Here is a 26,125-nt window from a genome sequence, read left to right as displayed (position 1 = left end):
CGTGTTGCCGGACGGATGGCGGTGCCGGAGTTGGATGCAGGCGGCGTGCCCGCGCCGGTGCGTCGCCGTCAGCGGAACAGGTACCGCCCGGTCTCCGGATTGCCCTTGCGCCAGACCACGCTGTCGAGAAAGTAGTGGTGCACGTTGATGAACACCCACGCGGCCAGCAGGATCGCGCCGCTGCCGACGCCGGTCAGCACCCCGGGGAAGGCCTTGCCGAGCAGTTCCGGGCCTTTCCAGAAGCCGAGATAGCCCAGCCCCAGTGCCAGCGTGTAGAACAGCGCCATCCGCAGGCTGAATGCGCCGCTCGATTTCGCGTCCGCCGTCTGGTCCTGCTGGTAGTTCAGCTCGTAGCGCCAGACCACGACCATGTACTGGATCGAGTGCATCGCCGGGAAGATCAGGGTCAGCACCGGCTCGCGATACAGCAGCCATAGATACAGCGCGACCGTGTAGCCGACCAGGCCATTGATCGGCGGCAGTTTCTTCGTCGCCCGCCATTTCAGGCCGAGCACGGCGACGACCGCCGCCGACGTTGCGACGGTCAGCACGGTCAGCGCCGTCAGCAGCCATTCCGGCGCGGCGAAGGTGTAGTACGAGATGCCCCAGTAGTCGGCCTTGTAGGCGATCGAGTTGGCGAGGAAGTACGACAGCATCCAGACCGCGTAGGCGTTCCACAGCAGCACCTTCTTCTCGGATTCCTGGAAGAACTGGCGCTTCAGCACCGAATCCAGCATCAGCATGCCGTAGCCCTGCTTCACGTAGTGCCAGCCGACGGTGAAGAACATCAGGTTCACGCTGTAGCCCAGCGCCCGCGGGTTCGGCGCGGCCAGGCAGTAGACGAAGAACGCGATCAGCGCGATCGGCACCGCCACGCCCGCCATCAGGTAGCGCAGCCGCCATTCGCGCGGGTACTCGGCATTGAAGCCGCGCTTGCCGAAGTCGCGGTAGAACAGGTGATAGGAATGCGCGAAGTGCGGGTTGTTGATGAAATGCGCAACGGCCGTGGTCATCACCAGCACGTCGGCGTACGGCGCCAGATCCTTCGGCAGCAGCGCGAACCACGGAATCAGCAGCAGCGTGGCGCCGCCGAGGCAGAAGAAATCGATCCACGGGCTGAACAGATAGCCCGGCTCCTGCGCAAACCCGGTCTTGGGCGGCGCGGAGGCTGGGGCGGTCGGCCGTTCGAGGCCGGGCGCGGCAGTGGTGCTCATCGCGGAATTCGGGGGTAAGGTCTCGGACGAAACTAGCCCGGATGAAATGACGGGCGCAAGCCGAGTGCCACGTGCACGAACGGCCCGGCCCCCGATCCGCCGGCGGGGCCCGGACTTCGCCGCAAGCCGGACCCGACGCCCCAACCTGACCGATGACCGACACCGCCGACCATTGCGAAGACCGCCTGAGACTCGACCTGCCGCTGCCGGCCGGCAACGGGCCGATCGCTGCCGGCGTCGCCAGCGCGCTGCGCGATCACCGGGCGGCGCTGCTGCCGCTGCTCGAACGGCTGGTCGACACCGGCGAGGCGGGCGTCACCGTGCCGGTCGACGACATCGGCATCGACACGGTCACGCTCGATGACGACGGCGCGGCCGGCGTTGCCGAACTGCGCTACGTTGCGCGCTTCTTCGCCGGCTGCCGCGGGCTGGACGAGCGCGACCGGCACCGCACCGCGCTGCCGTTCCGGATCGACGACGGCCGGCTGCGGATCGATCTGGCGCTGCCGATCCGCTGGCAGGTCGATCTGTGACCGGCCCGCGGTCCGGGGCCGCCGCAATCAGCGCCGACGAAGCCGCGTTTCGACTGCCAGCATGTCCTCGCCGCCCGGCATGATGTTCCACGCGCGGATCACCAGCGCATCCGGCGCTTCCAGTTCGAATGCCGTGCGCCAGCCCCATTCGCCGCCTTCCGGGCCGTAGTGGCCGAGCACGGAGATCGCCGGATCATCCGGCAGGCCGTTGCTGATCAGGATCGAGGTGCCGGTGTGGAAGCTGTCGATCCACGAGGATTCGAAGCGGCGCTTGTCGACGTGCCAGCCGATCAGGAACTGCCCGGACAGCGGCTTGCCGCCGAGGCTGCCGACGTAATCCCAGACGATGAAGCGGCCCTCGAGCACGCTGCGCACGGTGCCGCGCACGGGCGAATCGTCCGGCACCGTGCCCGGCTCGAACCAGACCTGCGTTCGGCCTTCCCAGTCGCCGGCCATCGCGGCAAGGGCAGTGTGGGCCGGGCTTGGCTGAAAGGCTTGTGGCGTGCAGGCATCGGACATCGCGCTTCTCCTGGGCGGGGCTTACGGCGGGTTGCGGTCAAGGTCCGGATGTCATCTATCGAAATCGTGTGGCGACGGCTCAGGCCTGATCCAGCGCATGGGCGCTGAGCACCGCGAGATCGACATATTCGAGCGCCTTCTGATGGGTGGCCGCGAGCACGATGGGCGGCGCCAGCCCGGCGTCCAGCGCCTGCTTCCAGCGCAGCACGCACAGGCACCACTTGTCGCCGGGTTTCAGGCCGGGGAACTGGTATTCCGGCCGCGGCGTGCTCAGGTCGTTGCCGACGCTGACCGAAAACGCGAGGAATTCCGCCGTGACCTGCGCGCAGACCAGATGCCGGCCGACATCCTGCGGGCCGGTGCGGCAATCGCCATCGCGATAGAAGCCGGTCAACGGCGACAGGCAGCAGCACGCCAGCGGCGTGCCGAGCACGTTCAGGGTCGGGCGCGGTGCGGAGGAAGCATCGGCAGCCATCGGCGGCATCTCGAAAAGGTGGTATCCGGATGATAGCGAGCCGGAACCGGCGCGCATCACCGGCCGCCGGGTCGAGAGGCTTCATAAATCGCCCGTCGCCGGACATCATGCGCACCTCAACCCCTTGAAGATGCCGCCCGATGACACCCACCCGCACCGTGACCCGTGGCCCGGTCGAACTCGCCGTCTACGAACGCGGCACCGTCGAATCCGGCCCGACCGTCGCGCTCGTCCACGGCTACCCGGATTCCGCGCGGGTCTGGGATGCGATTGCCGACAAGCTCGCCGCGCAGTTCCATGTCGTGGCCTACGACGTGCGCGGCGCCGGTGCGTCCAGTGCACCGACGCGCCGGCAGGATTACGCGATCAAGGAACTGATGGCCGATCTCGGCGCCGTGCTCGATGCCGCAGCACCCGGCCGCAAGGTTCATCTGGTCGGCCACGACTGGGGCTCGATCCAGTGCTGGGAAGGCGTCACCACCGTGCCGCTGAGCGCCCGCATCGCCACCTACACCAGCATCAGCGGGCCGTGTCTGGATCACGTCGGCTACTGGCTGCGGGACAACGCCAAGCCGGGCTGGCGCGGCCGGCAGGTGCTGAAGCAGCTGCTGCGCTCGTGGTACATCGTCGCGTTCCAGCTGCCGGGCCTGGCGCCGGCGGCGTGGAAGCTGGCACTGGGCAAGCACTGGGCCACGGTGCTGAAGCGGCTCGAAGGCACGGCTGTCGACCTGAGCCCGACGCAGGCCGACGACGGCCGCAACGGCATCCAGCTGTATCGCGCCAACATCTTGAAAAAGCTGCTGAAACCGGAGCCGCGCCACGCCGCGGTGCCGGTCCAGCTGATCATTCCGCTGCGCGATCGCTTCGTCGGCCCGGAAGTGTTCGAAAGCCTGCCGCGCTGGGTACCCACGTTGCGCCGCCGCGCGATCGACGCCGGCCACTGGCTGCTGCTCAGCCACCCCGACAAGGTGGCGCGCTGCATCGCCGAATGGGCGGATGAGCATGCCGTGCCGCGCCCGAAAGCTCGCTGAAGGCGCGCTGAGCTGAAGGCGCGCTGAAAGGTGCGCTGTCGGGCTTCTAGAAGAACTGAAGGCGACAGCAGCCGAAATCGATGACATCCGCCGCGTCGTTCAACTTCACGCCGTCGGCCAGTTCATACAACTGACGCTTGCCGTCGCGATGCACGCTGACCAGGCCATTGCGCCGCAACAGCGCGAGGTGATGCGACAGCAGGGTCTGCTCCACATCGAGCTGCCCCGCGATCTCGTTGACCGACAGCGGTGCCGTGGCGATCAGCCGCAGCACCGCCAGCCGCGTCGGCTCGGCGACCACGCGCAGCAGGCTCGCGCACTGCCGCGTGCCGACGCTCACGCCGCCCGGCCGCGACGGTCCCGGATTCAGCGCGCGCGGCGCGGTCATGCCCGCGCCTCGCGCAGCTGCCTGCGCTGTTCGCGAAGCGCGACCAGACGCGCACCGAGGTGAGCGTCGAAATAGGCATCGCAGCCGATGCAGGGATTGCCGTACGGACGCCCCGTGGGATCGGTGACATGCGCTGACGCGCGGAACTGCGCACGCGTCCAGCCGTGATGCAGGCCCATGCCTTCGGGATCGCCGTTGTTCAGAGCTTGCAGCGCCGGCTCCTCGCGCAGGCTGTCGAGCATGTCGATCAGCGGCTCCTCGACGACGCTGCCCAGCGGCACGCGGGTCTTGATGCAGCAGGGATAGACCGAGCCATCGGGCTCGATCGAGACTTCCGAACCGGCCTGGCCGTGGTGGAGAAAATTCCGGCCTCCGGACCAGCGCGCGCAGAAATTGGTGCTGTAGTCGGCATTCGACAGGCCGTTGCTCCAGGCGCGACCGCGCGGCCACAGTTCACCGACCCAGAGTTCCGGCTGGGCGCCGAAGAAGACGAAGAACGGGCCGTCTTCCTGAAGATAGTCGCGCGCGGCATCGGCCGGCCGCGCCGGAAGTTCGACGCGGTGATCGCGCGCACCGCCCAGGCTGGCTTCCTCCACGCCGTGCCGCGCCATCATTTCGCGGATGCGCTGCATGAACGCGAACTTGCGCTCGCCCTTCATGCCGACGTGATGATCGTCGATCGAGGCGATGCCGATCATCCAGATGCCGCGCGCCAGCAACGCTTCCAGATGGTGGTCGGTGAGAACGTCGCCGGTGGTCTGCAGCGACAGCCTCGGGCCACCACTGCCGTACTTGTCGCGCAAGGCATCGAGCACCGGGTAAAGCAGCGGCTCGCGTACCGCGTCGATCAGAAGCTCCCCGCCTGCCAGGATCAGCCGGCCCCGACGGCGTTCGCTCCGGCCATCGGCCAGCGGCTGGACGTAGCTGAAGTCATCCGGCAGATGCTCGACGATTCGCCGGTAGGCCGTCTGGCCTTCGGCCAGCACCCGACTCAGGCCGCTGCGCACATACGGCCGGAAGCGCGCGTCGTAACAGTGATCGCATTTGCGATGGCAGGCCCAGGTCAGGACCCAGTAAATGCTTTCCATGGGCGATCAGGCGCGGTTCGGCTGGCGGGCATCGGCCGTTGCCCGCGCGCGCCTCGGAAACGGCACGCCATAGGCGCTTTCATCAACCGTCAGCCGGGCTGGGGACGGGCGCTCGCCGCCCAGCCACAGCACGAGCTGATCGACGAAATGATCGAGATGGCGGATCTGCTGCACGCCGTGCTCGACGATCGGGTCCTGGGTGCCGGCCAGTAATTCGCCGCCGTACTCGGTGGTGGTCCAGCACACCACTTCATCCTCGCGCGAGCGTTGCAGCACCCGCGCGCGCGCCGGCAGGCGCAGGTAGACACCATGGTGATGCCAGCCGGCCTGACGCGGCGTGAGGCCGGCGAACAGCGGATGGTCGAAATCCAGCGTGACCACCGGCGGCGAATCGGGCTGGCGGGTCCACCAGTGATTGTCGACGGGCCGGTCCGCCCACTCGGCATCGATCCAGTGATGGGCATCGCCGAACACCGCGACCCTGCCGCCTCCGGCGAGAAAGCCGTAAAGGCGATCCCGGTGGGCGGCGAGCGCTGCATGATCGTTCTGGAATGGCACGATCACGCCGCGATAGTCGGACCAGTCGACGGCGGCGAGATCGTGCACGTAGACCAGATCGATGAGATCCCGGTACTTCGGCGCGGTGGCGACCGCGTACTGCGACCATACGCCGTTGAAGATCATCGCGATGGGCTTGCGGCTCATTGACGGCTCTCCTTGCGTTGCCGAACGACGTTGAGCAGGTTTCGATAGATCCGGGTGAGATCACCACCGTCAGCCGGCAGCGGCTGATCGGGTGCGGCATCGCCCAGCGGGCCGCTGGCGGTGGCGACGATCAGGCCGGGGGTCGAGCGGGTGTCGGCCACCATGATCACGCGGTGATGGCTGTCGCGCAGCAGCACCGATTCCGCATGGTCGGTTTCGATGCGCCCGCATGCCCAGCCGCCGCGAATGCCGTGACGACCGGCGGCGAAGCGCTCGAGATCGACGCCGTCGAGCAGGCCCAGCCGATCGTCGACGGCGTGATACTCGAGCTCGTTGAGCGGCCGGCCGGTGTCATGCACCCAGCGGTTGCCGGGTATCCACGGCGTGAAGAAGCCGCAGAAGCAGGCCAGCGCACCGCCGCCCTGCAGGTGTGCGGCGACCGCCTCGCGCGCTGCATGCAGCGCGACATGATCGGTGCCATTCGGTGCGATGACCAGGTCGGCGCCGGCAAGATCCGGCGGCCATTGCCCACCGATGCGCGCCGGCCGATACCGCACTGCGGCGCCGTCGACGAAGTAGTCGCGCAGGCCGTGAACACCGTTGTCGATCAGGATGACGTCAAGCATCACGGTCTCCGTGGCCACGCGCCGCCGGGCCCGATTGGGCCGATGGGCCGGTGTCGAGCAGGTCCCAGAACGCCCGCTCGGCGGCAACGCCGCTGCCCGGCGCGGCCGCGAATGCAGCACGGTCGGGATGACTCAGCAGCCGCCCGTTTTGCATCAGCCCGAAACGATCGCCCATGACCAGCGCCTCCTTCAGATCGTGCGTCACCAGCACGGTGGTGATCGCATGGCGGCGGGCCACGCGACGAAACAAGCCTTGCATTCTGCTGCGCGTCATGGCGTCAAGGCTGCTGAACGGCTCGTCGAGCAGCAGCACGGCCGGTTCGATCGCCAGTGCGCGGCCGAACGCGACGCGCTGACGTTCGCCGCCCGACAGGTCGGCCGGGTTCCGCCGTTCCATCCCGGGCAGGCCGAGTTCCTCGACCAGTTGCCGGACCCGGTCCTCGATCTCCTGCGCCGGTCGCCGCGACAGCCGGAGTCCGAAAGCGAGGTTGCCGCCGACATCCAGATGCGGAAACAGCAGCGGCTCCTGACCGAGATAGACGATGCCGCGCTCGCGCACCGGCAGATGGTCCACGCGGCGTCCGGCGACGGTCACCGTGCCGCTGTCGATCGCGATCAGGCCGGCGATGCCGCGCAGCAGTGTCGACTTGCCGCAGCCCGACGGCCCGAGCACGGCCATCAGCTCGCCGCGCGGCACTGACAGGGAGACGGCGTCCAGCACCGGCCGGCCGTCGAAGCGCTTGCTCATGCCGTCGACATCGAGGCCCGCGATCATTGCGACACCTTCAGCAGCGGCGAGGCTGCCACCAGGCGTCTGGCGAGCAGGAATGCGACCGCCGGCGGCAGCACCAGCAGCAGGCTGCCGGCGCTGGCGACCCGCAGGTCGCCGGCACTCAGCGCTTCGAACACCCGGATCGGCAGCGTCACTACCCGCCCGCCGCCGATCACGCGCGCCAGCGCGTAGTCGAACCAGGACAGGGAAAAGGTCTGGAACAGCGCCATCGCGATCACGCCGGCACCGGCCGGCAGCCAGACCTCGCGCCAGATCGCAAGCTTCGAAGCCCCCAGCCCTGCGGCCGCATCGCCCATCGCCAGAAGCGTCGGCGACCACAGCGCGTTCATGAGCAGCACTGCATAGGCGTAGGCAATGAAACTCTGGGCCAGCAGCACGCCGAGCGCGCCATGATCGAGGCCGCTGCGCAGCAGCAGCTGCTGCAGGCTCATGCCGATCACCACCGGCGACACGAAGAACGGCAGCAGCGCCAGTGCCTGCATACGCTCGCGGTGACGCGCGATCGCCAGTGCCTGCGAGGTGATCAGTGCGGCCGTCACCGACAGCAGCGACACCGCCAGCGCGATCACTGCCGAGCGTCCGGCGGCGTCGAGCAGCGCGCCGCCGCCCGCCAGCGCGGTCCAGGCCCGCATCGACCAGCCGGCCGGCAGGAGTGCCGGATATCGCCACTGCTGGGCGAACGCACCGAAGGCCAGCACCGCGTAGGGCAGCACGATCAGAACCGCCAGTCCCCAGGCGATCACGGCGGCCCGACGCGATGCGGTGGCGCGGATCATCGGCGGGCCGCGGGTCTGGACATCCGCCACCAGATGCCGGTCAGCAGCATCACGTGCACGCAGGCCATCGCGTATCCCTGACCCTGCGTGCTCAGGTCGAGCGGATGCAGGTGGCGGTCGATTTCCACAGCGATCATCGCCGGATGCTGGGCACCGATCAGCAGCGGCACCTCGAAAGACGCCAGCAGCGCCGCGCCGTACACCGTGCAGACCGGTGTCAGGCCGCGCAGCAGTATCGGCAGCCGGATCGTCCACAGCACCTGCGCCGAAGTCGCGCCGAGCGAGCGACCCAGCGCGGCGAGGGCATCGAGCCGTTCCAGCGTCGACAGGCGATCGATCAGCAGCACGAAGAACGGCGTCACCATCAGCATGTGGGTGATGACGATGCCGACACCGATGCGATCCTGCACCAGCGCCGGGAACTCCTCCGGCGCCGCCAGCACGCCGGCCGTGTGGGCGATGCGCGACAGCCACCCGGCGCCGCCGAGCACTTGCACCGCCACCAGTGCCGCGACCACGCCCGGAAACGCCAGCGGCAGGTAGAGCAGCGCCCCCAGTGGCGCGCGGCGCAGGCGTTCGCCCGCCGCCAGCACGATGAGCAGGGCCAGCAGCACGCTCGGCAGCAGGCTGGCCATCGCGATCAACGCCGAGTAGGCGAGCGACAGCCACAGCGTCGGCGTCGACAGGACTGCCAGCCAGTGGGCGGTGGTGAACGCGGGCTCGATGCCGCCGATGATGCCGACGCTGCCGGCGGCCGCCACCACCAGCGCCAGCAGCACGACGCCGCCGGTGGCGACGCCGAACAGCAGGCGGGCTGCGCGATCAGTGCTCGATGAAAGCACGGCGGAAATCCTGCTCCAGGCGGATCATCAATTCCGGCGATGGCTCGGGCCGGGCGATGGCAGCCAGCGCCGCGCGACTCGGCACCCGTCGCCGTTCGGCGGCTGCGGCGAAGCGGGCCGGCCACGGCGCGGGCAGGCGCTCGACATCGAGCACCGTGCCGTCGCCCCAGACCGACGGCTGAAGCTTCTCGAACTGCGCTTCCGGCGACAGCAGCTCGTTGATCACCACCATCGCCGCGGCCCGTTCGAGCGAGGCTGCGGGAATGCCGAGGTAATGCGAGTTGCGCAGCATGCCGGTGCGCAGCGCGTAGCCCTCGGCGCTGACCGGGAACTGGCCGAGCGCGATCTTGTTGTCGACCTCGCCGTCATTGAAGCTCATCGTGAAGTCGAGTTCGCCGGCGGCGAACAGCTGATGCAGCTGCGCGACATCACGGGGAAAGGTCCGGCCCTGTCGCCACAGGTCGGCCCGCACGTCGCGCAGCCATGCGAACACGGGATCGCGCAGGCGCAGGTAGCGCGCTTCGTCGAACGGTCCTTCGAGCATGTCCGGCGAAGCCGCGAAGGCATGCATCAGCGATTTCAGGAAGCTCAGGCCGGTGAAGCCGGAATCGAAGCTGAAGCGGCCGGGATGCGCGTGGATCCAGTCGGCGAGCGCCGCCGGCGTGTCCGGTGGCGGCGACACCTTTTCGCGATCGGCGATCAGCAGCAGTTGCACGTTGCCCCATGGCATCTCGTAGCCGTCGACCGGTTGCTGGAAATCCCGGGCGATGGTTGGATCGGACCAGCGCACGTAGCGGTTGTTGGGCAGGCGCTCGGTGAACGGGCCGTGCAGCGACTGCAACTGGCGCAGCTTGAAGAAGGTTTCGCCATTGATCCACAGCAGATCCAGACTGCTGGTTCGCCGTCCGGCGTCGCGCTCGGCGATCACCTGATTGGCGATATCAGCCTGTCCGGGAATGACCCGCAGGCGGATGTCGTGCAGGCGTTCGAGCCTTGGCCGGAGGTAACCATCGATGTAGGCATTGATCGCCGGATCGCCGGTCCACATCACGAAAGTGACGGTGCGACCGCGCGCCGCGGCTTCGACCTGCGGCCAGTCCATGGCGGCAAGGGCCGCATCCGACAGCGGCGGCGGCGTGCGCGAGCAGGCGGCGAGCAGCACCGCCGCCATCGCCAACGCGCATGCGACAAGCCCGCGTTTCACAGGCTGAACCGGTGCCGGATCGAGAACAGCACGTTGATCGGCTGCTCCGGAAACACCAGGGTCGAGCCGAAGAAGCCGCCTTCGAACACCGGGGAGAAGTTGTCCTCGTTGGTCAGGTTGAAGACATCGAAGCGGAAGTCGGTGGCGATCGCCTTGACGTCCCAGTGAACGGAGGCGTTGACCGTGATCTGTTCGCGAATCTTCACGGTCTGCTGGTAATCCAGCGGGAATTCGCTGGTGTACAGGGCATTGATCGCGACGCCCAGGCCAAACGCGGTTTCGTGGCTCAGCAGTCCCGACGCCTGCACTCTCGGAATGCCCGGCACGCGATTGCTGCTGGCGGGAAACACCGCAAAGCTGGGGCTGCCGACCCCGGTGCCGGCGACCAGATCCGGGCGCGAGTCGTCAAAGGCGTCCAGCACGTTGCTGCTGTCCTGGAACGCTACCGAGTCGTCGAAGCTGACATCGATCCAGCTGCCGGCCACCTGCAGGAACCAGTGGCGGTCTGGCGTCCAGGCGATACGGCTTTCGGCACCGTGGGTCTGGATGCCGCTGTTGCTGCCGTCGCGGTTGCGCAGGCTTCGGGTCTGATCGAACAGGCTCAGGTCGGCGTACCAGGCCCCGTTTGCCGGCGCCCATTTGATGCCCGCCTCGTACAGCCGGCTTTCGGTGGCGAAGTTCTCGCGCGCGATCTCGTTGCCGGCGCCGAGCACGAAGCCGCCGCCGAGGCTGTTCGATGTCGATTCGCTGTAGTTGGCCGTCGCGAACAGCGTGATGTCGGTCTGCGGCTTGAACAGCAGGGCGGCGTTGCCGGCCTTGAGCCAGCGATTGATGCCGTCGCGTGCGGCGGTCACGCCCGGTGGCGGCGCGCCATCGCCGGCATCGACATCGAACCAGTCGCCGCGCGCACCCAGCAGCAGTTCCCACGCGGCATTCGGGCGGATCGAATGCTGGACGAACACGCCGGTCTGGTGGCTCGTCGAATCGGTGGTGTCGGAGGTGTTGAAATCGCCGCTGCCATCGCCGTCGACGTCGTACTGCGCACCGGGCGACACGAACAGGCCCGGCCTGAGTTCCACCAGCCGGGCCTGCTGGGCGGCGCTCAGCGGGATGCGGCGGTTCTCGATCGGGCCGGTCAGATCGATCGGATTGTCCGCTTCGGTCGTGAACTGGCTGTAGCCGAGGATGTCGTGGAAGCGATATTCGACGCCGAACGTCGTGGTCTGCGCCGCCGCGAACGCGGCCAGCGGGAACTCGGTATCGAGGCTCAGTTCGCTGCGCAGGTTGAAGGTGTCGGCGCCATCGATGATTTCGACGAAGCTGTTGCGCGCGATTTCCTCGCGCTCCAGGTGCTGGTACAAGGCCCGCGTCACCCAGCGGAAACCCTCGTCCAGCGTTCGCTCGTAGCGCAGGTTGCCGATCACCGTTTCGGCGCTGTTGCGGTCATCCGGGTCGGTGAAGACGCGGCGGCGCGAAATGCGGGTCAGTCCGGTCGGGGACACCACGGAACCGGCGGCGGGCACGGTCGAGCCGTCGGCCTGAACGCCTTGCCCGGTGATGTACAGGCCGTCGTCGATGAGTTGCTGGGTCGGCCGGTTGAAGCCCGCGTTGTCGGCGAAATCGACGTTGAAGTATTCGACGCCGACATCGAGCTGCGAATCGCGATCCGGCTTGAGGCGGTAGGCCGTGAACAGGCTCTGGCTGCGATAGTTCACGAAGTCGTAGTAGCTGCCTTCGTTGCGGTTCTCGGCAGAAAGACGCACCGCCGACTGCCCGGCCTTGATCGGCTGCGACCAGTCCAGCGATTGCCGATAACGGTCCCAGCTCCCGGCTTGCACCTGGATGTCGGCGCGGGAGGTGTCGAGGTCCGGGCGCTTCGGTGCCAGGTTGATGAAACCGCCGACCCGCTGACTGCTGCCGAACGCCACCGGTGGCGGTCCCTTGATGACATCGATCTGCTCGATGGAATTGAACGACAGCGGAAGCCCCAGGCCGTTGTTGCCACCCTGTCGGCGCAGGCCGTCCTGATACAGCTCGCCGAACTGGCCGCGCAGGGTCGGCAGGCTGCTGGCGCCGAAGGTGTTCGCACCGTAGCTGTTCGGCACCAGACGCTGAAGGTCGCGCAGTTCGACGATCGCCGCCCGGTCGATCAGATCGGCGCCAATCGCGGTCACTGATCGCGGCACGTCGACGAGCTTGCGCTGATCGCCGAAGACGCCCTCCACCGACTGCTTCGATGGCCCGTTCCCGGTGGCTTCGCGTGCGCCTTCCACGACGACGGGATCGAGCGCGACCACGGCCGGCGGCTCGTCACGGCCGGCAACGGGCTCCGCCGCGTTCAGGTCCGCGCTGATGACGACAAGGACCAGCAGCGTCGCGAGCGGTAATTCGCATGAAGGAAATTTCATCTGTCGCATGTGCGGAAAATGCAGTGCTGGCTGGTCGGATCGAGTTCGATTGCGGAAGGCGGGTGACAGCGGGACTCAGGGCTGCGTCCGGCTCCCGCACGATCGCGCAAAAGTCTTGCACCGTGCCAGACGATCGTCTGTCACCGAATGACCGGTTTTGATGTTCAAGCGTCCGAGCCCCTTTGCCGCCGGACTTCGCCGCAGCGGCGTGCTTTTCCGGGTGTCGCGATGATCGCGGCCCGCGGCTTTTCGGGCGATCATCGGGGTTCCGGTTTGGACATCACCCGAGGGACAGGCAATGCGCAAGATTTTCACGACCTCCCAGGTCGCCCGGCTGCTGGGTTCGAGCCTGCTGCTCATCGGCCTGAGCGGCTGCGGTGCCGGCACGCCGACACTGCGCGACAGCCAGGGCAAGCTCCAGCCCTGCGATGACGGCCCGCACTGCGTCAGTTCGGAGGAGGCCAATGTCGAACGCCAGGTCGCGCCCCTGCGTCATGACGACGCCCCCGACGCGGCCATGGCACGGCTGGCGAAGGTGATCGCGGCAATGCCGGGTGCAGCCGTCGTGACCCGCAGCGAAGGCTACATCCACGCCACCTTCACCACGGCGCTGATGAAGTTCGTCGACGACGCCGAATTCGTCGCCACCGCGACCCAGCCCGGCGTGATCCAGGTGCGCTCGTCGAGCCGCATCGGCTACCACGATTTCGGCGCCAACCGGAAACGGGTCGAAGCGATCCGCGCAGCCTTCGCCGTTGGCGGCGGCTGAGGCATGGTCGGCCGCACTGCCGTGCTCAGGATCGGCATCGACCTCGGCGGCACCAAGATCGAAGGTGTCGTGCTGCGCGGTGCGGCAGCCGTCGTCGCCCGTCAGCGCATCGCGACACCCGCCGGTGATTACGCCGCCACGGTGGCGGCGGTCGCCACACTGGTCGCGAATCTCGAACGCGAAGTCGGTGCCGGCCACCTGCCGGTCGGCATCGGGCATCCGGGCGCGACCTCGCTGTTCACCGGCCGGATCAAGAACGCCAATTCCACCTGTCTCAACGATCAGCCACTCCAGCGTGATCTGGAAGCCGCGCTCGGCCGCGCCGTGCGCATGGCCAACGATGCCGACTGTCTCGCCCTCAGCGAAGCGCAGGAAGACGGCGCGGCGCTCGGCGCGCCGTGCGTGTTCGGCGTGATTCTCGGCACCGGCGTCGGCGGCGGCATCGTCATCGACGGAAAACTCCGCGCCGGGCCGAACGCCATCGCCGGCGAATGGGGCCACAACCCGCTGCCTTGGCCGCGCCCGGAATGGGGCGAGATGCCGGGCCCGCTCGGCTGGGATGGCCGTCATGGCGCCATCGAGGACTGGTGCTCCGGCGTGGCGCTGGCCCGCGACCACCACGACGTGACCCGCCAGAGGCTCGACGGCGAAGCGATCGTGCGCGGCGCGCTGGCCGGCGACCCCGCGTGCTCGGACACCCTGACGCGCTACGAGGACCGGCTGGCGCGGGCGCTGGCCTCGGTCATCAACGTGCTCGACCCGGACATCATCGTCCTCGGCGGCGGCCTGTCGCGCATCGCGCGGCTGTACACGCAGATCCCGCTGCGCTGGAAGCGCTGGGTGTTTTCCGATTCCGTCACCACCCGCCTGCTGCCGGCCGTCCACGGCGACGCCAGCGGCGTCCGCGGCGCGGCGTGGCTGTGGCCGTTGCCGGTCTGACGGCCGCTAGATCACGGCGTTCAGACCACCGCCCGCACAAAAGCCCCCATCTCCTCGACCGCGTCGTCCGCTTCCGGCATCCAGCCGGCGAGGATCTGCCAGACGTGCCAGAGCTTGGGCTTGACGTCGAGGGTGACGTCGACGCCAGCCTTGCGGGCGGCGGCGGCGAAGCGGGTGGAATCGTCGAGCAGCACTTCGTCGTCGCCGACCTGGATCAGCATCTTCGGCAGGCCCTTCAGGTCCGCGAACAGCGGCGACAGCAGCGGGTCGGTCAGCTTGCGGCCATTGGCGAAGACTTCGGCGGCCTTGCTGATGCCGAGGACGGTGAGGATGCGGTCGCGCTCGGCGCGGCTGCCCATCGAGCGGCCGCTCGACGACAGATCCGTCCACGGCGACAGCAGCACGAGGCCCGCGGGTGCCGGCAGGCCGCCGTCGCGCAGCGCGATGGCGGTGACGATGCTCAGGTTGCCGCCGGCCGAATCGCCGGCGATGACGATCTTCGAAGCCGGAATGCCCTGCGCCAGCAGCGCCTTGTAGCCGGCCACTGCGTCTTCGAGCGGTGCCGGGTACGGGTCTTCCGGAGCCAGCCGGTAGTCGAGCGCGATGACCTTGCAGCCCGCCGCCTTGGCGAAGTGCGCGAGCATGCCGCGGTGCGAGCGCGGCGAGCCGCCGAGATAGGCGCCACCGTGCAGATAGTAGATGACGGTGTCCGATTCCAGCTTCGCGGGCGTCAGCATCTCGGCTGGGCGTGCGCCGAGCATCGTCGGCGAGATCGTCGTGCCGCGCGGGATGCGGGTGATCAGCCGGGCGATGGCGTCGAGCTGTGGCCGCATCTGCTCGGCCGGCTTGGCGAGCACCGGCTGCAGCAGCAACTGGCAGACAGGGCCGAACAGGCGGGCGCGCAGGCTAAGGGTCACGGTCATCGGGCGAGATCGGGTCAGGGAGCGGTCGGAAAGCGTAGCCGATCATCCACCGTCGGACGAGACGACAATCCCGATTGTCCGCCGCCGGGGCCACGCCCTGCGCGAAGGCCCGATGCGGAACATCGGCGCAGGCCAAAGGTCCATTGCCGGGCGACCCAGCGTTGAGCCAGGGTCGTTATCATCTGGCATTGTGCCCGGCCGATGCTGGATCACCGCCGAACCCCGCCCCGCGGCCGCCCCCGGCCGACACCAGGACCTGAGCGATGCGCTTCCCGAATTCAAAATCTCTGTTGCGCCTGGCGGCTGTCATCACCGCCGGACTCGTGCTGGCCGGCTGCCAGGACGGCCGCGTGGCCTATGCCATCACCAACACCAATACCCTGATCAGCTTCCAGACTGACAACGCCACGAGAATCGACAGCGAAGTGTCGTTCACCGGTCTGGCTGCCAACGAAACCGTGGTGCAGATCGATTTCCGCCCGGCCAACGAGCAGCTGTACGGCCTGACCAGCAACAACCGCATCGTCACGATCGATCCGACCTCCGGCGCTGCCACTCTGGTGTCGACCACGCCGTTCACGACGGCCACGCTGGTGTCGCCGGTGATGGACGTGAACGCCATCGATGACTACCTGCGCGTGATCTCGTCGTCCAGCGGCAGCACGGCGGCATTCAACGGCCGGGTCAATCCCACCAACGGCATGCTGATCCAGACCGATGCCGCGCCGATCTTCGATCCGGACGACGTCAACGACGGCGAAGTGCCGCAGCTGGCCGCCATCGCGTACACCAACAGCCGCACGAACGCGACGACGACGACGCTGTACGGCCTCGAAGTGACGACGCAGACCCTGGTGCGGATCACCAACGCCGGCGTGCTGACGACGGTCGGTGCGCTGGATCGCGGCTTCGTCTCGCAGGCCGGCTTCGACATCGTTCGCGACCGCGGTGACCAGGACAACGATGAAGTCGGCACGCCGTACGTCATCATCGCGCCGCGTGGCGGCACCTCGCGCTTTTACAACTTCAATCTGTCGAGCGCCAACACCAGCCAGGAAGACCGGATCGACGGCGATCGCATCATCCGTGGGATGGCGGTGGACCTGAACCCGCCGGAGCGCAACGGCTTCGCGCTCTGATCCGCGCCGCGCCGCTGCCTCGAAGCCCGCCACCCGGCGGGCTTCGTCATTTCGGCGGACCTGTGTCGTCCAGCCGACGAGACGGTGCGCGAAGGCGCCCGATCGGCCTTCGTCGCGCGGCATAATCCGGGCATGACTTCCGCATCGATTCGCTGCACCGTCGCGCCCGATCCGCTGGCGCATGCCTTCCACGTCACGCTTGAACTCGCGGTCACGACACCGGGCGCGCAGCGCTTCAGCCTGCCGTCGTGGATTCGCGGCAGCTATCTGGTCCGCGACTTTGCCAAGCACGTGCAAGGGCTGGTCGCGACCCTCGACGGCGCACCGGCCACAATCACCCGCATCGACAAGCGCAGCTTCGACGTGGCCTGCCCGGCCGCCGGGACCGTGGTGCTGGCCTACCGCGTCCATGCCTGGGACCCGTCGGTGCGCAAGGCCTACCTCGACACCCGGCGCGGCTTCTTCAACGGCAGCTCGCTGTTCTACTGCCCGGCAGGCCATGCGCAGTCGCCGTTCGAGGTCGCCATCGCCCGGCCGGATGCCGCGGTCGCGCCGGATTGGCAGCTCGCCACCGCGCTGACTGCGGTCGAGGTCGACGCTGCCGGCTTCGGCCGCTACCGCGCCGCGCACTACGAGGAACTGATCGACTGTCCGGTCGAGATGGCGGCGTTCCAGCGCGTCGATTTCGACGTCGACGGCATTCCGCACAGCCTGATCCTGTCCGGCCGCTGCGAGCCGGACCTGCCGCGCCTCGCGGCCGACATCACGCGGGTCTGCCACGTGCAGCGCGAGATGTTCGGGCAGGAACCGGCCATGCCGAAGTACCTGTTCCTGACGCAGGTCACCGGCAACGGCTACGGCGGGCTGGAACATCGCACGTCCACCGCGCTGGTCACTGCGCGCGATGCGCTGCCGCGGCCTGGTCAGGCCGGCCTGCGCAAGGGTTATCGCGGCTTTCTCGGGCTGGTCAGCCACGAGTATTTCCACCTGTGGAACGTCAAGCGGATCACGCCGGCACGCTTCGCCGATTCCGACCTCGCCGCCGAGGCCTATTCCGAAGACCTGTGGGCCTACGAGGGCACGACCTCGTACTACGACGACCTGATGCTCCTGCGCGCCGGGCTGATCGACGCGGCGAGCTATCTCGATCTCGTCGCCGAAGCCGCCACCCGCCTCGAACGGACACCGGGCCGCCGCGTGCAGACCCTGGCCGATGCCAGCTTCGAAGCCTGGATCAAGTACTACCAGCCGGACGAGCAGACGCCAAACGCGGCGGTGAATTACTACGTCAAGGGTGCTTTGGCGACCTTGTGCCTCGACCTGACCCTGCGCCGCCATTCGGCGATCACGCTGGACGATGTCATGCGCGGCCTGTGGCAGCGCTACGGCCGCCATGATCTCGGCGTGCCGGAAGGCGGGCTCGAAGCGGTGGCCTGCGAGCTGTCCGGGCTCGATCTGAAGCCGCAGTTCGATCGCTGGCTGCGCAGCACGGACGAACTGCCGCTGGCGGAGCTGCTGTCCGAGTTCGGCATTCTCGCCAACCGGCATCCGACCCGCGGCCTCGCCGACGAAGGCGGCCGCGGCGAAGTCAAACCGCATCCGGTGGCGTGGCTCGGGCTGACCCTGAGGGGCGGCGAAACGACGATTGCCAGCGTGCTGTCGACCGGGCCCGCGGCGGCGGCCGGACTGGCCGGTGGCGACGTACTGATCGCGCTCGATGGCCTGAAGCTCACCGCCGGCAACTGGGCCAACCGGCTCGAGGCGCTGGCGGTCGGCCAGCGCGTGGCCGTCAGCTATTTCCGCGGCGACGAACTGCTGCAGGCCGAGATCACCGCTGCCGCGTGGCCATCGGACACCTGGACCCTGACCCTCGCGGAAGTCGATGGCGACGAACTGGCGCGGCGCCGCGCCTGGCTCGGCGCCTGAACGCAACGGCCACCCTCCGATCCCGCAGCCGGGCTGCCCCGTGGAACTGATCGCGAAATTCCTGCTGGCCTACCTGCTCGGCGGCGTCATGGGCGGCGACGTCATGCGCCGCCTCGTTGGCGGCAGCGACTTGCGCGCGGCCGGTTCGGGCAATGTCGGCGCGACCAATGCGCTGCGCACGCGCGGCGCGAAGTTCGCGTTGGGCGTGCTGGCCATCGACATCGGCAAGGGCGTGCTGGCCGCGCTGGCGCTGCCGTCGCTGCCGTGGCCGCTGGCCAGCGATGCCGCGCTGCGGCCGTGGCTGCCGTATGCCTGCGGCCTCGGCGCGGCGCTCGGCCACTGCTATCCGGTGTTCCAGAAATTCCGCGGCGGCAAGGGCGTGGCCACGCTGACCGGCGTGTTCGGCGCGCTGCTGCCGGCCGCACTGCCGTGGATCATCGCCGCGTTCGCGGCGGTCGTGCTGCTCAGCGGCTATGTCAGTCTGGCCTCGATCACCGGCGGCGTGGTCGCGCTGTTCTACGTGACCTGTTTCGGCGCCGGCCTGTGGACCGTGACGGGCGCCTTCACCGCGGCGATGCTGGCCCTGATCCTGTTCAAGCATCGCGACAATCTGCTGCGGCTGGTGCGCGGCACCGAATCGCGTTTCGAGAAGGCCCGCGTGCTTGGCCGCTGGCTGGCGCGCAAGCCGGACAACCCGACTTGACCCGCGCGCTCGACGACGAGGCGCTGCTGCCGCTGGTCGATGCACTGGCGCCGGGCGCATGGCTGTCCGGGGAAGCGCTGGCCGCCGCGGCCGGCGTCAGTCGCGCGGCACTGGCCAAGCGCATCGATCAGATCGAAGCCTGGGGCCTCGACATCGAGGCGCGGCCGGGTCTCGGCTATCGGCTGGCGGCACCACTCGAACGGCTCGATGACGCCCGGATTCTCGCGGCCCTCGCTCCGCACGCGCGGGCCGCGCTGAAGCGGCTGGACGTGGCGCTGCGCGTCGATTCGACCAATCAGCAGCAACTGCATGCGAACCCGGATCACGATCCGCAGGCGCTGTTCGCCGAAGCCCAGACGGCCGGCCGGGGCCGGCGCGGGCGGGACTGGCGCTCGCCGTTTGGCGCCAATCTGTACCTGTCGCTCGGCTGGAGCTTTCCGGCATGGCCGCCGGCGCTCGGCACCTTGCCGCTCGCGGTCGGCGTGGCCTGCGCCACGGCGCTGGCGGGCGCGGGCGTGCCAGGGCTCGGGCTCAAGTGGCCGAACGATCTGCGCGTCGGCAACGACAAGCTCGGCGGCATCCTGATCGAGCAGCGCGGCGAGTTCGGCGGCGCCTGCCGCGTGGTCATCGGCATCGGCCTGAATGTCGCGATGACGGCTGCGCAGGCGGCCGATGTCGGCCAGCCGTGGACCTCGGTGCAGGCGGTGCGCGCTGCGCATGGCCTGCCGCCGCTGTCGCGCAATGGGCTGGCGGCGGCGCTGCTCGATGCCGTGCTGGCGATGCTCGATCGCTTCCAGCACGCGGGCTTCGCGCCGTTCGTCGACGGCTGGAACCGCTTCGACATCGCCACCGGCCGCCGCGTGCGGATCGACGGCAGCGGCCTTGGCCCGGCCGGCAGCGGGCTCGACGGCGTGGCCTGCGGCATCGACGCGCACGGGGCCTTGATCGTGCAGGCCGACGATGGCGCGCGCCATCATCTGCACGCGGGCGACGTCAGCCTGCGCCTGCCGGTCGCGGCCGCACCGTGAGCGCGCGACGCCTGCTGATCGATGTCGGCAACAGCCGGCTGAAGTGGGCGCTGCTCGATGACACGGGGCGCACGCCAGCCACGGCAATCAGCCATCACGGCGCCCCGGCCGAGACCATCGCGTCGATCGATGCCGGCGCGGTCGATCGCATCGTCGTCGCCAACGTCACCGGGGCCGCCCACGCGGAGGCACTGCGCGCCGCGCTCGTCGCGCGCTTCGGGCGCGTGCCGGAATTCGCGCAGCCGGTCGATGGCCTGCTCGGTCTGCGCATCGCCTATGCCGAGCCGACGCGGCTCGGCGTCGATCGCTGGCTCGGGCTGCTGGCGGCCTGGGCCGAAGGCGGGACCGCGGCCTGTGTCGCCAGTGCCGGCACGGCGCTGACCTTCGATGCCGTCGATGCCGCGGGCCAGCACCTCGGCGGCATCATCGCGCCGGGCCTGCTCACCGCGCAGCAGGCGGTGCTGGGGGCCACGCGCTTCGCCGCGGCCGGCCCGGCGCATGTCTACGGCGACCATCTGGGAACCGACACCGAAGCCTGCGTGCGGCAGGGCGCGCTGCACGCCTGCGCCGGGCTGGTCGAACGGCTGGCGGCGCGTCACGGCGGCGAGCGGCGCTATCTGACCGGCGGCGATGCCGCCGTGCTGCGACCGTTTCTCGACGGCGACTGGACCGTCGCCGGCGATCTGGTGATCGCCGGGCTGGCGCGGCTGGCCAGCCGCTAGCGCGCCCGTCGCCGGTTCGCGACCGGCACCAGCACGGGCACTAGAACAGGTCGACGCCGCCGAACACCCGCGTTTCGGTGACGGTGCCGCTGGTCAGCAGGTCGCGGTAATGGGTCACGCGGTTCTTGCCGTGACGCTTGGCGTGGTACAGCGCCTTGTCGGCGCGGCCGATGACGCTGGCCACGACGTCCTGCAGGTCGACCTCGACGAAGCCGACGCTGACCGTCACCTGATCGAGCTGCGGAAAGCGATGCTGGGCAATGCGCAGGCACAGCCGCTCGAGCGCCGCCAATGCCGCGGCCGCATCCTCGGCCATCAGCACGATGACGAATTCCTCGCCGCCATAGCGGAACAGCAGGTCGTGGTCGCGGAACGATTCCCGCATCAGCCGCGACACCAGCAGGATCACCTCGTCGCCGAACAGGTGCCCGAGCGTGTCGTTGATCCGCTTGAAGTTGTCGATGTCGACCACCGCCAGGAACGGCCGCGGATGCAGCGCCGGGCGGCGGCCGTCGCCGGCGACGGCCAGCGCATCGCTCGCGGCCTGCTCGGCCGAGTCCCGCACCAGCTGGCGCAGCTCGGTTTCGAGCGTCTTGCGGTTCAGCAGGCCGGTCAGCGCATCGGTCTCGCTTTCGAAGATCAGCGCCCGGAAGTTGCGGTACAGGCGGATGAACGACTTCATCACGTCGAGCGTGGCCTGCGGGATCGCCAGCGCGCGCACGATGACGACCTCGACCAGGCTGTCGCGATGGATCACCGGCAGCAGCGCCAGCGCCGAATGGGCGTCGACCGCCACGTACTGGCCGCTGCTCATCATCGTCAGGATGTTGTCGGCGGTCAGCAGCGTGTGCCAATCCGTCGGGCCGTTGCGCTGCGGGCCGCGGCGCACGTACGCGGCATCGGAAAACAGCACGCGGTATTCAACCACGCCGTCATGCCGCACCGGCTTGGAGAACGCCAGTTCCTGCACCGGCAGCAGCTCGCGGATGGTGTCGGCCAGACTGCGGCGGAAGCGCCGGCAGTCCTGACTGTCGGTCACCTCCGCAATCGATTGTAAAAGCTGGTGTGTCGACAACTGCGGCTCGGGCAGCCGCAGCGCACTCTGGGATGGCATTTTTCCGTCTCGACCGGTGACCTGAGCCGCTCCCTTGCAAGCTCCGGTCCCGCCGAACGTGCCGACGAGCGGTCGTGACCCGCCGCGTCGGCCTTGCCCGCGTGGGGGCCTACTTCGCCGGGATCGTCTGCTGGCTGCTCGGACGGGCCAGCAACTGCGCCGACCACTTCGCGACGTTCGCCGGCACCGTTGCCGGATCGACCATCAGCGGGAGGAAGTGCAGGAACGGGATGTAGGCGATGTCGGCCAGCGTGTAGCGGTCGTTGACCAGATAGTCCTGACCTTCGAGCGCCTGATTGACGATTTCCAGATGGGCCGCGATGTCCTTCGAGGCCTTGGCGATCGAGTCCAGATTCCACTTCGCTTCCGGGAAGAAGCGCTTTTGGAAGATGATCACGCCGGCCGGGCCGGCCATCTGCCCGTCGCACAGCCGTAGGTGCATGTCGACCTTGGCGCGGCCCTTGTTGTCGGCCGGCGTCAGCGCCGGTTCCGGGTGCTCGGCCTCGAGGTATTGCAGGATCGCCGACGATTCGTACAGGTAGAAGCCGTGGTCCTCGAGCGTCGGCACCCGCGAGTACGGGTTGATCGCCTTGTACTCCGGCGTTTTGTGCTGGCGACCGGCGAGGTCGATTTCGACCCGTTCGTACGGCACGTTCTTCTCGATCAGGGCGATCTCGACGCGACGGCCGAAGGTCGAGAACGGATGGGAATGCAGACGGAGCATGCGGTGTTCCTGAGTGGCAGCGGGCGGGGCGGCGCGTCCGGCGGTTCCGGCGCGGGCGGGCGTCGATCATAGCCGCAGCGTCGTGCCGGCCGGATGTCCGATAATCAAGGGGTCTGCCCTGCCGCCTTGCCCGATCCCATGCGTTTCGAACTGCTTGCCACCGAGGGCCACGCCCGTCGCGGTCGATTGACCTTCCCGCGCGGCACCATCGAGACGCCGCAGTTCATGCCGGTCGGCACGTATGGCACGGTCAAGGCGATGACGCCGGCGGAGCTGCGCGCGGCGGGCGCCCAGATCATCCTCGGCAACACCTTTCACCTGTGGCTGCGGCCGGGGCACGACACCATTCGCGCGCTCGGCGGCCTGCACCGCTTCATGAACTGGGACGGGCCGATCCTGACCGATTCCGGCGGCTTTCAGGTCTGGAGCCTTGCCGAGCTGCGCAAGCTGACCGAGGACGGCGTGCATTTCGCGTCGCCGATCAATGGCGACAAGGTGTTCCTGTCGCCGGAGAAGTCGATCCAGATCCAGCACGGGCTCGGCAGCGACATCATCATGCAGTTCGACGAGTGCACGCCGTATCCGGCGACACCCGACGAGGCTCGCAAGTCGATGGAACTGTCGGCGCGCTGGGCGGCGCGCTGCAAGACCCAGCATCTGGCGTGGACGCCGGAGGCTGCGCCGCCGCCCCCGGACGGCACGCCGCTGCCGGAAACCGGACCACGCGGGGCGCTGTTCGGCATCGTGCAGGGCGGCATGCACACCGACCTGCGCGCGGAATCGCTGGCCCGCCTGACCGAGATCGGTTTCGACGGCTACGCGGTCGGTGGTCTGTCGGTCGGCGAACCGGAACACGAGCGGCTGAAAGTTCTGGATGCCATCGGCCCGACCTTGCCGGCGAACCGGCCGCACTATCTGATGGGCGTCGGCACGCCGCGCGATCTGGTGCAGGCGGTCGGCCGCGGCATCGACCTGTTCGACTGCGTGATGCCGACGCGCAACGCCCGCAACGGCCACCTGTTCACGTCCGAAGGCGTGATCAAGCTGCGCAATGCCCGGCATCGCACCGATCCGGGGCCGCTCGATCCGGCCTGCGACTGCGAGACCTGCACGCACTATTCGCGCGCCTACCTGCATCATCTGGATCGCTGCGACGAGATTCTCGGCGCGCGCCTGAACACGATCCACAACCTGCATTACTACCTGAACCTGATGAAGCGGATTCGCGCCGCGATCGAGGCCGGCACCTTCGCCGCGTTCGCCGAAGCCTTCCTCGCCGGGCCGGAAGGGCAGTCGCGCCGCGCCGCCGAATCGGCAGCCGTCAGCGACCCCGCCTGATCGCCCATCGACCCACCCGACACCCGTCACCGGAGCACGCCATGGACTGGAAACAAGGACGCCGCAGCGACAATGTCGAGGACCGACGCCGCGGCGGTGGCGGCGGAGGGGGCGGCGGCAAGCTGAGTGCCGGGGCGCTGCTCGCCGTGGTCGTGGTCAGCGTGCTGCTCGGCAAGAACCCGCTGGAGATGATCGGCCTGCTCGAACAGTCCGGGCTCGCTGGCGCGCCGACCCAGCAGCAGCCCGCCGGCGACGCCCCGGCGGCGGATGATCCCGGCGCCGAATTCGTTGCCCGCATCCTCGGTGACACCGAAGACGTCTGGGGCACGATCTTCCAGAACGCGAACGCCCGCTATGCGCAGCCGCGGCTCGTGCTGTTCCTCGATCAGGTGCAGTCGGCCTGCGGCAGCGCCTCGGCCTCATCCGGGCCGTTCTATTGCCCGGGCGACCAGCAGGTCTATCTCGACCTCGGCTTCTTCGAGCAGATGCGCACGCAGCTCGGCGGCGGCGGCGATTTCGCCGAGGCCTATGTCATTGCGCACGAGGTCGGTCATCACGTGCAGACGCTGCTCGGCGTGTCGGCCAAGGTCAACGCGGCGCGGCAGCGCGGCGAGGACGTGCTCGGGGACGGCGGCCTGCTGGTTCGGCAGGAACTGCAGGCGGACTGCCTGGCCGGTGTCTGGGCGCATCACGCGCAGGCGCGGCACCAGTGGCTGCAGCCGGGCGACATCGAGGAAGCGCTGAACACGGCGACCGCGATCGGCGACGACCGGCTGCAGAAGCAGGCCCGCGGCACGGTCAGTCCGGAATCGTTCTCGCACGGCACCTCGCGCCAGCGCGTGACCTGGTTCCGCACCGGATTCGATGGCGGGCAGATCGCCGGCTGCGACACGTTCTCGGCTGCGCGCCTGTAGATCGGGTGCAGCCCGGCCGGGGCGTCAGTCGCGAGGCATTGACGCCGGTGCGCGGATGACGCCGGCGGGCCCTAGATGGCGGCGCGCGTCATCAGGAAGTACGACACGATCAGCGCGCCGGTATAGAACACGCTGACCGCCGCGGCCGCCGCCACCCGCGCCAGCGGGTGCGCCGATGCGGTTTCGCGATACGCGAAGGCGGCCGCCCAGCCGAGCAGCGCTTCCGGAATCAGCACGTAATCGGCAATGCCGTAATGCATGGCCACGTTCTGCGGGCGCCACAGGTGGAAGATTGGCGCGGCCCACTCCGACGCCCCGAACACCAGCAGCGCGAGCAGGCCGCACAGCGCGGTCGACCGGCCGCCGAGCCACAGGATCCAGAACAGCGGGATCACCCACATGCCGGCCATGTAGACCGGCACCGTGCCGATGCGCGGTGCGCCGACATCGGGAAACACGAGGATGCCGAGCAGCTGCGACAGCACCCAGTCCGGCACCACCTGGAACACCGACAGCGGCAGCAGGAACGCCCACAGATCGAACCAGTCGCCGTGGCCGCCGCTGCGGGCGATCAGCGGCAGCAGCACGTTGTAGCCGATGACGAGGGCGAGAATGCCCAGCCCCAGCACCGGCGCATGCAGGAAGCGGAACACCGCGAACGCTGCGGCGCCGAACAGCAGGTTCAGGATCAGACCATCGCGAAGCTGACGCATGTCGGCAGCGGGCGCGCAGGGTTCAGGCGAGCAGCGGTTCGATGTCCTTGGCGATCGACGCCGGGGTATCGATCGAGCCGTAGCGCTTGAGCACCGTGCCGTCCTTGCCGACCAGGAACTTGGTGAAGTTCCACTTGATCGCTTCCGAGCCGAGGATACCCTTCTCCTCGCTCTTCAGAAACTTGTAGAGCGGATGGGCATCGTCGCCGTTGACCTTGATCTTGGCGAACATCGGGAAGCTCACTTCGTAGGTCAGCGAGCAGAACTGCTGGATTTCCTTTTCGTCGCCCGGCTCCTGATGACCGAACTGGTCGCACGGGAAGCCGAGGATTTCCAGACCCTTGTCCTTGTACTGCCGGTAGATCGCTTCGAGGCCCTTGTACTGTGGCGTGAAGCCGCACTTCGATGCGACGTTGACGATCAGCAGGACCTTGCCCTTGTAGGCGTCGAGCGTGGTCGTGCTGCCGGTGATGGTCTTGGCGCTGAAATCGTAAAGAGTGGTCATCGGTCGCTCCGTGTTGAACCGGTGGTGCAACGAAAGCGGGCCGACTGGTGTCGGCCCGCCGATTCC

Annotated in this window: 28 protein-coding genes; 11 read left to right on the top strand and 17 right to left on the bottom strand. The window is 68.6% G+C overall.

The genetic code is table 11. From position 1 onward, the window contains the following. Positions 1-68 precede the first annotated feature (68 nt). Positions 69-1,214, bottom strand: a complete 1,146-nt coding sequence (locus tag QZ951_RS12675; RefSeq protein ID WP_293001046.1) for a hypothetical protein — start codon at positions 1,212-1,214, stop codon at positions 69-71. A gap of 152 nt (positions 1,215-1,366) precedes the next feature. On the opposite strand from QZ951_RS12675, the gene QZ951_RS12670 reads away from it, so the two are divergent. Then, complete coding sequence (locus QZ951_RS12670; RefSeq protein WP_293001045.1) at positions 1,367-1,747, top strand: hypothetical protein; 381 nt, start codon at positions 1,367-1,369, stop codon at positions 1,745-1,747. A gap of 27 nt (positions 1,748-1,774) precedes the next feature. Here the strand turns inward: QZ951_RS12670 and QZ951_RS12665 are convergent, their stop codons facing one another. Beyond that, positions 1,775-2,266, bottom strand: a complete 492-nt coding sequence (locus QZ951_RS12665) for a DUF1579 domain-containing protein (protein ID WP_293001044.1) — start codon at positions 2,264-2,266, stop codon at positions 1,775-1,777. Between the two features lie 79 nt (positions 2,267-2,345). Then, a complete protein-coding gene (locus tag QZ951_RS12660) occupies positions 2,346-2,741 on the bottom strand; it encodes a DUF2237 domain-containing protein (RefSeq protein WP_293001043.1) in 396 nt (131 codons plus the stop codon). Between the two features lie 140 nt (positions 2,742-2,881). On the opposite strand from QZ951_RS12660, the gene QZ951_RS12655 reads away from it, so the two are divergent. Beyond that, positions 2,882-3,772: an alpha/beta fold hydrolase gene (locus tag QZ951_RS12655; protein WP_293001042.1), complete on the top strand. Its 891-nt coding sequence runs from the start codon at positions 2,882-2,884 to the stop codon at positions 3,770-3,772. A gap of 46 nt (positions 3,773-3,818) precedes the next feature. Here the strand turns inward: QZ951_RS12655 and QZ951_RS12650 are convergent, their stop codons facing one another. The 9 genes from QZ951_RS12650 to QZ951_RS12610 are packed head-to-tail and all read right to left on the bottom strand — an operon-like array spanning position 3,819 to position 12,602. Continuing rightward, on the bottom strand, positions 3,819-4,160 hold the full coding sequence (locus QZ951_RS12650; protein WP_293001041.1) for a metalloregulator ArsR/SmtB family transcription factor: 342 nt from the start codon (positions 4,158-4,160) through the stop codon (positions 3,819-3,821). Continuing rightward, on the bottom strand, positions 4,157-5,248 hold the full coding sequence (locus QZ951_RS12645; RefSeq protein WP_293001040.1) for a radical SAM/SPASM domain-containing protein: 1,092 nt from the start codon (positions 5,246-5,248) through the stop codon (positions 4,157-4,159). The genes QZ951_RS12650 and QZ951_RS12645 overlap by 4 nt, the downstream gene beginning before the upstream one ends. 6 nt (positions 5,249-5,254) lie before the next feature. Further along, a complete protein-coding gene (locus QZ951_RS12640) occupies positions 5,255-5,953 on the bottom strand; it encodes a hypothetical protein (RefSeq protein WP_293001039.1) in 699 nt (232 codons plus the stop codon). Then, positions 5,950-6,579 carry a hypothetical protein gene (locus tag QZ951_RS12635; protein WP_293001038.1) on the bottom strand — a complete coding sequence of 210 codons (630 nt, stop codon included), beginning with the start codon at positions 6,577-6,579 and terminating at the stop codon, positions 5,950-5,952. The genes QZ951_RS12640 and QZ951_RS12635 overlap by 4 nt, the downstream gene beginning before the upstream one ends. Next, a complete protein-coding gene (locus QZ951_RS12630; RefSeq protein ID WP_293001037.1) occupies positions 6,572-7,354 on the bottom strand; it encodes an ABC transporter ATP-binding protein in 783 nt (260 codons plus the stop codon). The genes QZ951_RS12635 and QZ951_RS12630 overlap by 8 nt, the downstream gene beginning before the upstream one ends. Continuing rightward, on the bottom strand, positions 7,351-8,148 hold the full coding sequence (locus QZ951_RS12625) for a hypothetical protein (protein ID WP_293001036.1): 798 nt from the start codon (positions 8,146-8,148) through the stop codon (positions 7,351-7,353). Before QZ951_RS12625 ends, QZ951_RS12630 begins: the two co-directional genes overlap by 4 nt. Further along, positions 8,145-8,990, bottom strand: coding sequence for a hypothetical protein (locus QZ951_RS12620; protein ID WP_293001035.1), 846 nt, complete (start codon positions 8,988-8,990; stop codon positions 8,145-8,147). Before QZ951_RS12620 ends, QZ951_RS12625 begins: the two co-directional genes overlap by 4 nt. Further along, a complete protein-coding gene (locus QZ951_RS12615; RefSeq protein ID WP_293001034.1) occupies positions 8,971-10,161 on the bottom strand; it encodes an ABC transporter substrate-binding protein in 1,191 nt (396 codons plus the stop codon). The genes QZ951_RS12620 and QZ951_RS12615 overlap by 20 nt, the downstream gene beginning before the upstream one ends. Positions 10,162-10,190: 29 nt before the next feature. Then, complete coding sequence (locus QZ951_RS12610) at positions 10,191-12,602, bottom strand: TonB-dependent siderophore receptor (RefSeq protein ID WP_293001033.1); 2,412 nt, start codon at positions 12,600-12,602, stop codon at positions 10,191-10,193. A gap of 298 nt (positions 12,603-12,900) precedes the next feature. On the opposite strand from QZ951_RS12610, the gene QZ951_RS12605 reads away from it, so the two are divergent. Continuing rightward, complete coding sequence (locus QZ951_RS12605) at positions 12,901-13,371, top strand: DUF1499 domain-containing protein (protein WP_293001032.1); 471 nt, start codon at positions 12,901-12,903, stop codon at positions 13,369-13,371. Positions 13,372-13,374: 3 nt separating this feature from the next. Further along, entirely contained in the window at positions 13,375-14,310 is a 936-nt protein-coding gene (locus QZ951_RS12600; RefSeq protein ID WP_293001030.1) for an ROK family protein, read from the top strand. A 20-nt stretch (positions 14,311-14,330) separates the two neighbouring features. On the opposite strand, the gene QZ951_RS12595 is transcribed toward QZ951_RS12600, so the two are convergent. Continuing rightward, positions 14,331-15,233, bottom strand: a complete 903-nt coding sequence (locus tag QZ951_RS12595; protein WP_293001029.1) for an alpha/beta hydrolase — start codon at positions 15,231-15,233, stop codon at positions 14,331-14,333. Positions 15,234-15,523: 290 nt separating this feature from the next. Between QZ951_RS12595 and QZ951_RS12590 the strand changes: the two genes are divergently transcribed. From QZ951_RS12590 to QZ951_RS12570, 5 genes are all read left to right on the top strand, one after another. Further along, positions 15,524-16,372 carry a DUF4394 domain-containing protein gene (locus QZ951_RS12590; protein ID WP_293001028.1) on the top strand — a complete coding sequence of 283 codons (849 nt, stop codon included), beginning with the start codon at positions 15,524-15,526 and terminating at the stop codon, positions 16,370-16,372. Positions 16,373-16,504: 132 nt separating this feature from the next. Beyond that, on the top strand, positions 16,505-18,298 hold the full coding sequence (locus tag QZ951_RS12585; RefSeq protein ID WP_293001024.1) for a PDZ domain-containing protein: 1,794 nt from the start codon (positions 16,505-16,507) through the stop codon (positions 18,296-18,298). Positions 18,299-18,338: 40 nt separating this feature from the next. Continuing rightward, complete coding sequence (gene plsY, locus QZ951_RS12580) at positions 18,339-19,001, top strand: glycerol-3-phosphate 1-O-acyltransferase PlsY (RefSeq protein WP_293001023.1); 663 nt, start codon at positions 18,339-18,341, stop codon at positions 18,999-19,001. Beyond that, positions 18,998-20,029, top strand: a complete 1,032-nt coding sequence (locus QZ951_RS12575; RefSeq protein WP_293001022.1) for a biotin--[acetyl-CoA-carboxylase] ligase — start codon at positions 18,998-19,000, stop codon at positions 20,027-20,029. Before plsY ends, QZ951_RS12575 begins: the two co-directional genes overlap by 4 nt. Continuing rightward, positions 20,026-20,751, top strand: a complete 726-nt coding sequence (locus tag QZ951_RS12570; RefSeq protein ID WP_293001021.1) for a type III pantothenate kinase — start codon at positions 20,026-20,028, stop codon at positions 20,749-20,751. The genes QZ951_RS12575 and QZ951_RS12570 overlap by 4 nt, the downstream gene beginning before the upstream one ends. A 40-nt stretch (positions 20,752-20,791) precedes the next feature. Here QZ951_RS12570 and QZ951_RS12565 read toward each other — a convergent pair whose 3' ends face one another. Further along, positions 20,792-21,865 carry a GGDEF domain-containing protein gene (locus QZ951_RS12565; protein WP_293001020.1) on the bottom strand — a complete coding sequence of 358 codons (1,074 nt, stop codon included), beginning with the start codon at positions 21,863-21,865 and terminating at the stop codon, positions 20,792-20,794. A 109-nt stretch (positions 21,866-21,974) separates the two neighbouring features. Next, on the bottom strand, positions 21,975-22,589 hold the full coding sequence (locus QZ951_RS12560) for a glutathione S-transferase family protein (protein ID WP_293001019.1): 615 nt from the start codon (positions 22,587-22,589) through the stop codon (positions 21,975-21,977). Between the two features lie 138 nt (positions 22,590-22,727). Between QZ951_RS12560 and tgt the strand changes: the two genes are divergently transcribed. Further along, entirely contained in the window at positions 22,728-23,927 is a 1,200-nt protein-coding gene (tgt, locus tag QZ951_RS12555; protein WP_293001018.1) for a tRNA guanosine(34) transglycosylase Tgt, read from the top strand. A gap of 41 nt (positions 23,928-23,968) precedes the next feature. After that, complete coding sequence (locus QZ951_RS12550) at positions 23,969-24,841, top strand: neutral zinc metallopeptidase (protein WP_293001017.1); 873 nt, start codon at positions 23,969-23,971, stop codon at positions 24,839-24,841. 71 nt (positions 24,842-24,912) lie between these two features. On the opposite strand, the gene QZ951_RS12545 is transcribed toward QZ951_RS12550, so the two are convergent. Both QZ951_RS12545 and QZ951_RS12540 read right to left on the bottom strand, forming a co-directional pair. Then, the gene (locus QZ951_RS12545; RefSeq protein ID WP_293001015.1) at positions 24,913-25,554 is read right to left on the bottom strand and encodes a hypothetical protein; all 642 of its coding nucleotides are present in this window, start codon (positions 25,552-25,554) and stop codon (positions 24,913-24,915) included. A 22-nt stretch (positions 25,555-25,576) separates the two neighbouring features. Then, positions 25,577-26,059, bottom strand: a complete 483-nt coding sequence (locus tag QZ951_RS12540; protein WP_293001014.1) for a glutathione peroxidase — start codon at positions 26,057-26,059, stop codon at positions 25,577-25,579. Positions 26,060-26,125: the final 66 nt, after the last annotated feature.

This window comes from Nevskia sp. (assembly GCF_021732705.1).
Classification (GTDB): Bacteria; Pseudomonadota; Gammaproteobacteria; order Nevskiales; family Nevskiaceae; genus Nevskia.
This window is presented reverse-complemented; position numbering and strand designations above follow the sequence as displayed.